The sequence below is a fragment of the Thalassospira sp. ABL2_045 genome (assembly GCF_056161285.1).
The window spans coordinates 89053-101376 of record NZ_JBSWYV010000016.1; the positions used below are offsets into that span (position 1 = coordinate 89053).

Below are 12324 nucleotides of genomic sequence, written 5' to 3' on the forward strand. Positions count from 1 at the left end.
TCACCCCTTTGTTCGACACTTTTGAATTTGACAAAATGCGCTTTGGCACGCTTTGATCTGGCTCATGTGTACAGTCATTATTTTACGCCGCCCCGACCATGACTGGCCGGTGCTGATTGGCGCCAATCGCGACGAAATGAACAACCGCCCCTGGAAAGCCCCAGCGCGCCATTGGGATGATCGCCCCGATGTCATCGCCGGGCTTGATGAAACCGCCGGCGGCACGTGGCTTGGTGTCAACGAGGATGGCGTGGTTGCCGCCGTGCTGAACCGCTATGGCACACTTGGGCCGGAAGATGGCAAACGATCTCGTGGGGAACTGCCGCTTGACGCGCTTGATCACGCCGATGCCATTGATGCCGCCCAGGCGCTTGCCGAACTGGATGGGCATGCTTATCGCCCGTTTAACATGGTGATTGCGGATAACCGGGATGCCTATTGGCTGGCCAACCGCGGCACCGGCAAGATCGAGATCACCGAAATCCCCGAAGGCATGTCGATTCTGACCGCCCATGATCTGAACGATAGCGAAAACAGCGCACGCACCAAACGCAACCTGCCGCGTTTCATCAGCGCCCCCGCCCCCAATCCCGAAGCCGATGACTGGTTTGCCTGGCAGGCGTTGCTGGCCGATACCGGGACCGAGGCCCCGGACCCCGAACATCACGACATTCGGGCCGATGCCATGCTGGTGCGCAGCAATATCGGATTTGAGACGGTTTGCTCGTCGCTGATCGGGCTTCCGGCGATTCGCACAAGCGAACACGAATTGCCCCGTCGGCCGGTCTGGCTTTTTGCCGAAGGCCAACCCGACAAAACGCCGTTCCATCCGGTCGATGTATAAGGTGGAATGATCGCAAATTTCGCCGGACCACAAAGGGTTAGGTGAAAAGTTAAAGTCGGTCAGTCGTCGGAGCGCGACGGTTGCAAATTTCGATTATCAAGTTTGCATAAATAGAGCTTAAGCGACAATTGAGTTTCTCGCCAAGCACTGCTATACGGAGGGCGCGAATTTCAGGGTGCCTGCCCACACAAGCAGCAGGCCTAGATGTGAAAGATCCCGCCAATGTCCAGAAAGCAGCCCATCTACGAGGGTAAAGCCAAGGTTCTTTACGAAGGTACGGAGCCCGGAACGATCATTCAGTATTTCAAGGACGACGCCACGGCGTTCAACGCCCAGAAGCGCGGCACGATTGCCGGCAAGGGTGTCCTGAACAACATGATCACCGAATTCGTCATGACTCGTCTGGCAGAAATCGGCATTCCGACCCACTTCATTCGCCGTCTGAACATGCGCGAACAGGTTTGCAAGAAATGCGAAATCGTTCCTGTTGAAGTCGTGGTCCGCAACATCGTTGCCGGTTCGATGGCCAAACGTCTTGGCCTTGAAGAAGGCGAACGCCTGCCGCGCCCGATTGTCGAGCTCTATTACAAGGACGACGATCTTGGTGACCCGCTGGTGACTGACGAACACATTCTCGCTCTGGGCTGGGCAAGCGCCGAAGAGCTTGAGGAAATCGTTGGCATGACGCTTCGCGTCAATGACTACCTGTGTGGTCTGATGCGCGGCATCGGTCTGAAACTGGTTGATTTCAAACTTGAGTTTGGCCGCGTATGGGAAGGTGACTTCCCGCAACTCGTACTGGCCGATGAATTCAGCCCCGACAACTGCCGCCTTTGGGATGCGATCACCAACGAGAAGATGGACAAGGACCGCTTCCGCCGTGATCTTGGCGGTGTCGAAGAGGCCTATCAGGAAGTCGCACGCCGTCTCGGTGTCCTGCCTGAGTCCGCCGAAATAGAGCAGCTGAACAAAGACGAAAACAAATGATCCCAAGGCCGCGTTCGCGCGGCCTTTTCTTATGGCTGGTCGATGCCCATTCCGTCGGACAGCGTTTTGTTTGCAAACAGAACCCCGCGCGAGACCCGCGCATGCGAACTTAAAGGAGCTTCTCGTGAAAGCACGTGTTCATGTCACCCTGAAGAACGGTGTTCTTGACCCGCAGGGCAAAGCCGTTCACCACGCCCTTCAGGGCATGGGTTTTGATGGCGTCAATGACGTCCGTCAGGGCAAATTCATCGAACTCGAACTGGATGGCACCGATGCCGCCAAGGCCGAAGCCGAGGTCAAGGAAATGTGCGAGAAGCTTCTCGCCAATACCGTGATCGAAGATTACAGCATCGAGCTGGGCTGATCACCACTGATCACCAGGACGGGGCTTTGCCAGGCTTGGCCTTTGTCCATCGGGATTAAGTAACGGACACTAATCGAGAGACGGTATTCCATGAAATCCGCTGTCATCCTCTTCCCCGGCATCAACCGGGAGAATGACGCCATCGCAGCATTGCAACAGGCCACCGGCACCGAGCCGACCCTGGTCTGGCATGGCGACACCGAGCTGCCCAAGACCGACATCATCATGGTCCCGGGTGGCTTTTCCTATGGTGACTATCTGCGTTGTGGCGCAATGGCTGCCAACTCGCCAATCATGCGTGCGGTTGCCGATCGCGCCAAACAGGGTGTCACCACCATTGGCGTTTGCAACGGCTTCCAGATCCTGACCGAAGCAGGCCTGCTGCCAGGTGCTTTGATGCGCAATGCCAGCCTGAAATTCATCTGCAAGAACACGCATCTGAAAGTCGAAAACGCCGATACGCGCTTTACCAATCTTTATGGTGCAGGTGAAATCGTCGAATATCCGGTTGCTCATCACGACGGCAACTTCTTTGCCGACAGCGAAACGCTTGACCGCCTTGAAGGCGAAGGTCGTGTTGTGCTTCGCTATTGCGATGTCGATGGCAAGATTGATCCGGCGACCAACCTCAATGGTTCACAGCGCAACATTGCCGGCATCATCAACGAGGCCGGTAACGTCCTTGGCATGATGCCCCACCCCGAGAACGCAATCGATCCGCTGCATGGTGGCACCGATGGCCGCAATCTGTTCAAAAGCATGGTGGAGGCAGCATCGTGAGCACCAACGATTTCAACAGCACCCCGATCACGCCGGAACTGGTCAAGGAACACGGCCTGAACGAAGAAGAATACAAACTCGTTCTCGAAATCATGGGTCGCGAACCCAACATCAACGAGCTTGGCATTTTCTCGGTCATGTGGTCTGAGCATTGCTCGTACAAATCATCGAAAAAATGGCTGAAAATCCTGCCGACCAAGGCCGACTGGGTCATTCAGGGGCCGGGCGAAAACGCCGGTGTCATTGATATCGGTGATGGCCAGGCTGCCGTTTTCAAGATGGAAAGCCACAACCACCCGTCCTTTATCGAACCCTATCAGGGGGCGGCAACCGGTGTTGGTGGCATCATGCGTGATGTCTTCACCATGGGGGCACGTCCGGTTGCAAACCTCAATGCACTGCGTTTTGGCGAGCCCGATCATCCGAAAACCCGCCACCTGCTTAGCGGTGTGGTCGAAGGCATTGGTGGGTATGGCAACTGCATGGGCGTTCCGACCATTGGGGGCGAAACCAACTTCCACGCGTCGTACAATGGCAACATCCTAGTCAATGCGATGACCGTGGGTCTGGCGAATGCAGACAACATCTTCTATTCGGCGGCGGCTGGCATCGGAAACCCCGTTGTTTATGTCGGCTCGAAAACCGGTCGTGACGGTATCCATGGCGCGACCATGGCCTCGGCCGAGTTTGATGATGACAGCGAAGAAAAGCGTCCTACCGTTCAGGTCGGTGACCCGTTCACCGAGAAGCTTCTGCTTGAAGCCTGCCTTGAGCTGATGGCAACCGACATGATTGTTGCCATTCAGGACATGGGCGCTGCTGGCCTGACCTCATCCTCGTTCGAGATGGCCTCCAAGGGCGGCGTTGGTGTTGAACTGTGGCTTGATAAAGTTCCGATGCGCGAAGAAGGCATGACGCCCTATGAGCTGATGCTCTCAGAGTCGCAGGAACGTATGCTGATGGTTCTGAAACCCGGTTGCGAAGATGCCGCCAAGGCGATCTTTGACAAATGGGAACTCGACTTTGCCGTCATCGGTACGCTGACCGACACCAAGCGCATGGTTCTGAAATGGCACGGCGAACTTGCCGGGGACCTGCCGATTGATCCGCTGGCCGAAGCATCGCCGGAATATGATCGTCAGTGGGAACCGACCCCGAAACAGGATCGCATCGATCCGGCCAGCCTTTCAGGCAAGATGAGCCACATCGACGCGCTTAAAACCCTGATCGCATCGGCCGACCTCGCATCGCGTCGCTGGATCTGGGAACAGTATGACCATCTGGTCCGTGGTAACACGGTGATCCGTCCGGGTGGTGATGCCGGTGTTGTCCGTGTCGAAGGCACGAACAAGGGCCTTGCGGCCACCACCGACTGCACCCCGCGCTATGTCATGGCCGATCCGGTCGAAGGCGGCAAACAGGCCGTCGCCGAAGCTTATCGTAACCTGGTTGCCACCGGCGCCAAGCCGCTTGCCATTACGGACAACATGAACTTCGGCAACCCGGAACGCCCGCGCATCATGGGTCAGTTCGTTGGCGCCTGTCAGGGTATTGGCGAAGCCTGCATCACGCTGGAATTCCCGGTCGTGTCGGGCAACGTGTCGCTTTACAACGAAACCAACGGTATCGGCATCATGCCGACCCCGGCCATTGGCGGCGTTGGCCTGATTTCCGATCTGGGCCATCATGCCACCATCGGGCTCAAGCGTGATGACAGTGCACTGATCATGATCGGTGCAGCGACCGGTGAACTGGGTCAGTCACTTTATCTCAAGACCATCGAAGGTCGTGAAGAAGGCGCACCGCCGCCGGTCGATCTGGGTGCTGAAAAGCGCGCCGGTACGGTCATTCACGAACTCATCGAACTGGGTCTTGTGCGCACCTGCCACGATATCGCCGATGGCGGCCTGCTGGTCACCGTTGCCGAGATGTGCCTTGCGGGCAATATCGGTGCCGATGTCTTCCTGCCGGAAAGTGGCAGCGAAATCGCATGGCTGTTTGGCGAAGACCAGGGCCGTTACGTGATCGCCACCCGCGATCCGGACAAGGTCCTGAACGCGGCAAGCAGTGCGAATGTAGCAGCCGCCATCATCGGTCAGGCCGGTGGCGATGCTCTTTCCATCGATGGGGACGCCAAAGTGACCCTTTCCGAACTGCGCGAGTTGAACGAAGGCTGGATGCCTTCCTTCATGGCCGAAGCGGTTCAGTAAGCGAACTAAAAACCAACAAAAAACCCCGCCGGAGCAATCTGGCGGGGTTTTGTTTTTAACTAAGTATCGAGAAAATCCCAGTCTTCGCCGAGCATCCATCTAACTGCACTAAGCTTCCCATTAATGACCCCCCACTCGAAATCGCTCCATGGCCCCAAGTTTTCAAGTCCAAGCTCTTCTTCTGTTCTTTTTGCGGCTTCCAAAGCACTCTCCCATACCGCACGTCTAATAGTTTGTCCTTTGTCTTCCTGAGGGCTCAAGCTGGCCTCATCATCAACAATACTCACGAGGTTATCTTCTATAGCCAATCGCATATTCCAGTGACGATTGTACCAAACCTGTTTAAACAGAAACGTTTCGATCTCAAGTAATTCGCTTCTAAATCTCGTTTTTTCGAAATCTTCGAGTAGAAACAAATGTTCACTTAGCTCGTAAGGTACATATTGCCTCAAGACTTCTGATAAAGAGATATAGTATCTCGAATCATCACCATCAAATAAGCTCTGGAAATCAGGGTGTGGCTGTTTTTCATCACCATCATGACATGAAAAGTCTTTCGTATTGTGAGTCACAAAAACACTTTTCTCACCACGAGCACAAAGCGAAATCAATGAACTGTATGTTTCAATAATTACTGCGTCTGCAATATTGTTTTTAGACCTATGAAAAGGAGCCTTACGAGCCAAAGCGCGTTCCGCTGCACGCACGGTAATTTCATCGTTTCTGTCGAGTTTTCGCGCTTTCGATATGATCCTCTCAACAGTCTCCAGTGCGCTCGAGTTACCGTGATCAAATTTGTTCGTGTGATCTGAAAAATCGTCGATCAACCCCAGCAACTTTGTCCAGTCTTCACTCGAGTTAGTCTGAAGGATCACATCACGTGCATTTTTAACAGTTTGTTTGAGCCTTTTTGAAGCATCTGCGACCACTCTTTCTTTGTTTTTTTCAAACTCCTCAATCACCAACTGAGGCAAGACCAATTCGAACACCTTTGCGTCATGCAACTCTTCGAGAAGATCAGCTATAGTTTTCTGTCGAAAATCTCTAGCAAGATCCAACAAGACACATGTATCAAGCATCAAATTAATCACAGTGACCTTCCTCAGTTAGTAGAAGAATTGTTCAATCGTGCACTTGTGCTACCAAAAGTTAAACCCCGCCAGAGAATTCTAGCGGGGTTTTGTTTTCTTAGTCTCTGTATTAATCGCTTATTTAAAATTGATCTTGGGGAACAGGCCCTTTTTCTTCGGGGCCTCTGCCGGACCAACGCGTTCCTCGACGGCTGCTGCGATCTTGTCGGCAATGGCGCCATACGCCTTGGCGTGATCGCCATCGGGCTCTGTATCGACAATCGGTTTGCCTTCATCCGCCCCCAGACGGATTTTAAGATCGAGCGGGATTTCACCGAGGAACGGCACGCCGAGCTCATCAGCCGCCTTATGCGCCCCACCATGATCAAAGACATGGTCGACATGGCCGCATTCCGGGCATTTGTAATAGGACATGTTTTCGATCAGGCCAAAGACCGGGACATTGACCTTGCGGAACATGTTAAGCCCCTTGCGCGCATCCAGAAGGGCAATGTCCTGTGGGGTAGAAACAATGACCGCCCCCGTAACCGGGACGCGCTGCGCCATGGAAAGCTGAATGTCGCCGGTGCCTGGCGGCATATCAACCACGAGCACATCAAGGTCGCCCCAGTCGGTATCGCGCAGAAGCTGTTCAAGCGCGCCCATCGCCATCGGACCACGCCAGATCACCGGCTGTTCCTCATCGACCATGAAGCCGATCGACATGATGCGCATGCCAAAGGCCGACGGCGGAATCATTTTGCCCTGATGTTCCTTGGACGGTGTCGGCTTGGCATCGCGAAGCCCCATCATGCGCGGCAGACTCGGTCCATAAATATCCGCATCAAGCAAACCGACCTTAAGGCCCTTGGCGACCAGCGAAAGCGCCAGGTTGACGGATGTTGTGGATTTACCGACCCCGCCCTTGCCCGATGCAACCGTAACGATGCTGCGCACGGTTGGCAGGTCAAGCGGCATCTGCCCGCCGCCCTGCGGGCGCTGGCCCGGTTGGGCGGGTTGTGACGGGCGGCTTGGTTGGGATTGCGGTGCCGCTTGCTGCCCAGATGCCTTGGGGCGTTCTGCAGTGAGCGCCACGCGGGCGGTTGTGACCCCGTTCACAGCAGCCACCGCCTTTTCGGCGCTTTGGCGCAAATCTTCGAGTGCAGGACCACGATCCGGGTCGACTGCGATCATGACATTGACGACTTCATCATGAATATCAATGCCTTGCACCATACCCTTGGCTGTGATTGATTGGCCGTCGACCGGGTCGATTACGGCATCCAGTGCGGCAGTAATCTGTTCACGGTTGAGCGAAGTCATATTGCGGTCTCCAAATTTTGGCTTAAGTCCGTGGTCACACAGAACTTGCAGGCGCGTATCATTGTTTTGCAAGGCAAGCTGTCATATAAGGCCTAAGGGCATGCTCCGTCCAACAAGATTTCGTGAGTTTGCTTTGACCTGCAATCTGTTGCACTCCCGGTTGGCGTATCACAGATTGGTTGGGTCGATGGTGTGAAAAGTCTGATTGACCCGGGATAGGGAAATGGATCGGCACACTGGATCTCGTTGGACGGAGCATGCATTGGGGCAAGCCCCCAAGCTCGGTAAACAAAGATAAACACCGAACGGCAAGAAGAGGAAGAAACTCGATGCCTTGGAATAATCAAGGGGGCGGCGGCCCCTGGGGCGGCGGCGGAAATAACGGTGGCGGCCAGAACCCGTGGGGACAGCGTCCTTCGGGTGGCGGCGGCGGCGGAAATACGCCCCCCGATTTTGATGAAATGATTCGTAAAGGCCAGGAACGCCTGAAACGGCTGTTCCCCGGTGGTGGCGGATACAAGGGCTTTGTCCTGATTGGTATCGCTATCCTCGGGTTGTGGCTTTTGACCGGTTTCTACCGCGTCCAGCCGGGTGAACAGGGTGTCACACTTCTGTTTGGCAAATGGGTTGGTACGACGGGCCCGGGTCTGAACTACTTCCTTCCGGCCCCGATTGGCGAAGTCATCAAGCCGAACGTTGAACGGACCAACCAGATCGAGGTTGGCTATCGCGGTGCGGGCACCGTGACGGCAAACGGTTCGCGTGATGTGCCTGAAGAAAGCCTGATGCTGACGGGTGATCAGAACATCATCGACATCGACTATGTCGTTCAGTGGCGTATCAGCGATGCTGGTGCCTATCTGTTTAATGTGCGTGATCCGGAAAACACCATCAAGCTGGCATCAGAAAGTGCGATGCGTGAGGTGATTGGTAAAACCAACCTCGAAGAAGCACTGACGGTTGGCCGTGTCCGGGTTGAGGAACAGACCCGTACTCTGCTTCAGACCATCATGGATGGCTATGAGTCGGGTATTTTCATTGCAGAAGTGAAAATGCAGAAGGTGGACCCGCCGCGTGACGTTATTGATGCGTTCAACGACGTGCAGCGTGCCCGTCAGGACCGTGATCGTTCCCAGAACGAAGCACTGGCCTATCGTAACGACATCATCCCGCGCGCAAAGGGTGAAGCAGAACGTCAGGTCCTGCAGGCCCGCGCCTACAAGGACCGTGTCACCAAGGAAGCAGAGGGTGAAGCAGAACGCTTTAACTCGATCTACGATTCCTTCCTGACCGCCAAGGATGTGACGACGCGTCGTCTGTATCTTGAAACGATGCAGGAAATCCTTGCCAAGTCCGACAAGGTGATCATGGAACAAGGCGCTCAGGGTAGTGGCGTCGTCCCGTATCTTCCGCTTCCGGAAGTTCAGAAACGCGCGAATGCAGGAGGCAACAACTAATGGCAAGTCCTAAACTTATTGCCGCTGGCGTCGTCCTTGTTATCGCTGCTGTTGTTGGTTCGATGTGCGTATTTACCGTACGTCAGGATCAGCAGGCACTTGTTCTTCAGTTCGGTAATCCGGTCCATGCGGTGTCCGAACCGGGTCTGCATTTCAAACTGCCGATCCAGAATGTCGAATATTACGAGCGTCGTATTCTCGAACTTGATCCGCCGGTTCAGCAGGTTCTTCTGTCTGACCAGAAGCGTGTCAATGTCGACAGCTTCGCACGTTGGAAAATCATCGATCCGCTGATCTTCCGTCAGCGTGCGACCAACTCTGCCAACTTTGTGCAGCTGTTTGGTCAGCGCCTGAACTCGGTCATCCGTGGTGAACTGGCACAGGCCCCGCTTGTGACGCTTCTTTCGGACAACCGGGCCCAGATCATGGAAAAGATCCAGGCAACGCTTGTTGATCCGGCCGAAGAATTTGGTGTCGAGCTGATCGACGTTCGTATCGGTCGTACCGACCTGCCGCAGGAAACCTCGCAAGCGGTGTACAACCGTATGCGTTCTTCGCGTATTGCCGAAGCCGCACAGCTTCGCGCAGAGGGTGAAGAGCTCAAGGCGAAAATTCAGGCCGAAGCAGATCGTGAACGGATCGGCATCATCGCCGAAGCCAACCGTCAGGCAGAAGTCCTGCGTGGTGAAGGCGATGCACAGCGAAACGTCATTCTGGGCAAGTCGTATGGCAAGGATGCGGAATTCTTCGAATTCTATCGTTCGCTCGAAGCCTACAAAACGGCGCTGGATAATGGTTCGACCATGGTGCTTTCACCAGACAGCGAGTTTTTCCAGTACTTTAATAAGTCTGGCCCGGCGACAAGCCGCTAGACAAAACATGGGGGCGACCGGCATATTGGCCTGGTCGCCCTTTTTGTTTTTATAAATTCGATCTGTCAGGCGAAGGTCTGAAAGATCACAAAGAAACGCCGGAACGTCCTTACTCATGAAGGAACTTGCAACAGCCATACTTCTGGCCATCGCGTTGGAAGGGATGCTCTACACGCTGTTTCCCGGCGGCCTTAAAAGGGTGATGGAGCTTGTTCAGGAAATTCCTGAATCGCAGTTGCGTATTGGCGGATTGATTGCCGCCGTCGTCGCCATTGGCGGAATATGGGCAGTCCGGACCTGGCTTTAACAGGGCTTTAGGATCAGGAACACCGCCGCACTCAGGCCCTTGCGCCATGATGTTGTGCTCACAATTCCTTGATTTTTCCCAGTGCCGCCCAATTTCTGCCAAAGTCGGGGTTAATTTGAGAAGGGTCTAAACTTCGTTCAATGCTTCAAATGGCGTCAGAACAGGCAAGAACTACTAGGAAATCGCTGCAGCACGGGGAGGTCCCCCGTGCAAAGGGATTGACGAAGAAGGTCGCAGAATGTTCTGACGTCCTATGGATCGGAGGAATTTGCACAGGATATTGCGTCGTTTCATCTTGCAAGGCAGCGAGCCTTGCTGCGAAGAAACTCCTTATCCCCGCACAAATTCCTCTCGACCATTTAAAGCATTGAACGGAGTTTAGACCCTTTTTAAGCGACGGGTGAAGTACAGTCCCGCCGCACGCTGCATAAAGAGAATGACAAATACCGTGAACGCGGCAACGAACAGGATCAGACACATGCTAGACGCATTATACAACCCGGTGCGGACGAAGGTAACCGCAGCACTGGTGATTGTTCTCCTTGGCGTGACCAGTGTTTCGCAGATCGCGAATGCCCGCCCCGCTCCTGAGAGTTTCGCAGACCTGGCAGAAAAGCTTCTGCCCAGTGTTGTAAACATTTCCACAAGCCAGATGGTCGCCGAACGACAGGGACCGGACTTCCAGTTCCCTCCCGGATCGCCGTTTGAAGACCTTTTCCGTGATTTCATGGACCGCAACGGTCAAGGTGGCCAGGGCGGACAAGCTCCGCAACGCCGCCGTGCAACCGCGCTTGGTTCCGGTTTCATCATCTCGGCTGATGGCTATATCGTTACCAACAACCACGTGATTGACGGTGCGGATGAAATCACCGTCCGTTTGCATGACGGTGACACGCTTGACGCCGAACTGATCGGCCGTGACCCGAAAACCGACGTCGCCTTGCTCAAGGTCGAGCCGGAAGAAGACCTGCCGTTTGTTAAATGGGGTGATTCCGATAATTCGCGCATTGGCGATTGGGCCATGGCGATCGGCAACCCGTTCGGCCTTGGCGGTACGGTAACCGCGGGCATCATTTCCGCACGTAACCGCGACATCAATCAGGGCCCGTATGATGATTTTATTCAGACGGATGCCTCGATCAACCGTGGCAACTCCGGCGGTCCGCTGTTTAACCTTGATGGCGATGTCATTGGCATCAACAGTGCGATCTATTCGCCGTCCGGTGGTTCGGTCGGGATTGGCTTTGCCATTCCGTCGGGCATTGCACAAAGCGTTGTCGACCAGCTGAAAGAATATGGCCGTACCCGTCGTGGCTGGCTCGGTGTTCACATCCAGACCGTGACCGAAGACATCGCAGACTCGGTTGGTCTTGATGATGCAACCGGTGCCATGGTTGCCGGTGTATCGGAAGATGGCCCGGCTCAAGAAGCTGGCATCAAGCAGGGTGACGTCATCCTGACCTTTGATGGCAAGGAAGTTGAAAGCATGCGTCGCCTGCCGCGCATTGTGGCAGAAACCCGCATTGGCAAGGATGTCGATGTCGAGATCTGGCGCGATGGCGAAAAGCAGACCGTTCAGGTCGAGCTTGGCGAACTTGAAGAAGAAATCGTCGCCGCAAGTGCCACGGACGCCGAAGAACCGGAACCCGCGGCCGTTGCCGAAGCCAGCATCACCGAACTTGGCATTAAGATCGCCAATGTCGATGAAAGCTTGCGTCAGCGCTTCAACCTTGCCGAGGGCACCGAAGGTGTAATCGTCACCGAGGTTGCCGGTGACAGCTATGCCGCCGAGAAAGGTGTTCGCCCGGGCGACATCATTATCGAGGCATCGCACAGCTCGGTTAGCTCTGTTGAAGACGTTGTCGATGCGGTCGAAACCGCGATTGATGACGACAAACGCACCATCCTGATGTTGATCGAAACATCGGCTGGCCCGCGTTACTTCGGCCTGACCCTGTCGGGCGACGAATAAGCCACCGGCTTAAACACGCATCAAAAAAGGGCGGCCTGATCACCAGGCCGCCCTTATACATTGAGAGGCACGAACATTTGGTATGATGTTCGTGCCTCTTTTCATTTGGGAGCCTGCGTATACGCAGGCTCCCGGATC

At 54.9% G+C, this 12324-nt stretch carries 11 protein-coding genes; 9 read left to right on the forward strand and 2 right to left on the reverse strand.

The features are described from left to right. Nucleotides 1–64 precede the first annotated feature (64 nt). The 5 genes from ACXAIA_RS18480 to purL all read left to right on the forward strand — a co-directional run bounded on the left by ACXAIA_RS18480 (nucleotide 65) and on the right by purL (nucleotide 5185). Nucleotides 65–844 carry an NRDE family protein gene (locus ACXAIA_RS18480; RefSeq protein ID WP_475350642.1) on the forward strand — a complete coding sequence of 260 codons (780 nt, stop codon included), beginning with the start codon at nucleotides 65–67 and terminating at the stop codon, nucleotides 842–844. Between the two features lie 222 nt (nucleotides 845–1066). Next, nucleotides 1067–1831 (forward strand): phosphoribosylaminoimidazolesuccinocarboxamide synthase, encoded by a 765-nt coding sequence (gene purC / locus ACXAIA_RS18485; protein ID WP_475350643.1) that lies wholly within the window; start codon nucleotides 1067–1069, stop codon nucleotides 1829–1831. A gap of 124 nt (nucleotides 1832–1955) precedes the next feature. Continuing rightward, nucleotides 1956–2195: a phosphoribosylformylglycinamidine synthase subunit PurS gene (gene purS, locus ACXAIA_RS18490; RefSeq protein ID WP_475346797.1), complete on the forward strand. Its 240-nt coding sequence runs from the start codon at nucleotides 1956–1958 to the stop codon at nucleotides 2193–2195. A gap of 90 nt (nucleotides 2196–2285) precedes the next feature. After that, nucleotides 2286–2975: a phosphoribosylformylglycinamidine synthase subunit PurQ gene (purQ, locus tag ACXAIA_RS18495; RefSeq protein WP_475350644.1), complete on the forward strand. Its 690-nt coding sequence runs from the start codon at nucleotides 2286–2288 to the stop codon at nucleotides 2973–2975. After that, a complete protein-coding gene (gene purL, locus ACXAIA_RS18500; protein WP_475350645.1) occupies nucleotides 2972–5185 on the forward strand; it encodes a phosphoribosylformylglycinamidine synthase subunit PurL in 2214 nt (737 codons plus the stop codon). The genes purQ and purL overlap by 4 nt, the downstream gene beginning before the upstream one ends. Nucleotides 5186–5244: 59 nt before the next feature. Here purL and ACXAIA_RS18505 read toward each other — a convergent pair whose 3' ends face one another. Together ACXAIA_RS18505 and ACXAIA_RS18510 are read right to left on the reverse strand one after the other, a co-directional pair. Next, a complete protein-coding gene (locus ACXAIA_RS18505; protein WP_475350646.1) occupies nucleotides 5245–6276 on the reverse strand; it encodes a PIN domain-containing protein in 1032 nt (343 codons plus the stop codon). 117 nt (nucleotides 6277–6393) lie between these two features. After that, nucleotides 6394–7578: an Mrp/NBP35 family ATP-binding protein gene (locus tag ACXAIA_RS18510; RefSeq protein ID WP_475350647.1), complete on the reverse strand. Its 1185-nt coding sequence runs from the start codon at nucleotides 7576–7578 to the stop codon at nucleotides 6394–6396. 329 nt (nucleotides 7579–7907) lie between these two features. Here ACXAIA_RS18510 and hflK point away from each other — a divergent pair, with 329 nt between their 5' ends. The 4 genes from hflK to ACXAIA_RS18530 all read left to right on the forward strand — a co-directional run bounded on the left by hflK (nucleotide 7908) and on the right by ACXAIA_RS18530 (nucleotide 12186). Further along, nucleotides 7908–9035 (forward strand): FtsH protease activity modulator HflK, encoded by a 1128-nt coding sequence (gene hflK, locus ACXAIA_RS18515; protein WP_475350648.1) that lies wholly within the window; start codon nucleotides 7908–7910, stop codon nucleotides 9033–9035. Beyond that, nucleotides 9035–9907, forward strand: a complete 873-nt coding sequence (gene hflC / locus ACXAIA_RS18520) for a protease modulator HflC (RefSeq protein ID WP_475350649.1) — start codon at nucleotides 9035–9037, stop codon at nucleotides 9905–9907. The genes hflK and hflC overlap by 1 nt, the downstream gene beginning before the upstream one ends. 115 nt (nucleotides 9908–10022) lie before the next feature. Beyond that, complete coding sequence (locus ACXAIA_RS18525; RefSeq protein ID WP_008891737.1) at nucleotides 10023–10214, forward strand: DUF2065 domain-containing protein; 192 nt, start codon at nucleotides 10023–10025, stop codon at nucleotides 10212–10214. Nucleotides 10215–10692: 478 nt separating this feature from the next. Then, a complete protein-coding gene (locus ACXAIA_RS18530) occupies nucleotides 10693–12186 on the forward strand; it encodes a DegQ family serine endoprotease (protein WP_475350650.1) in 1494 nt (497 codons plus the stop codon). Nucleotides 12187–12324 lie beyond the last annotated feature (138 nt).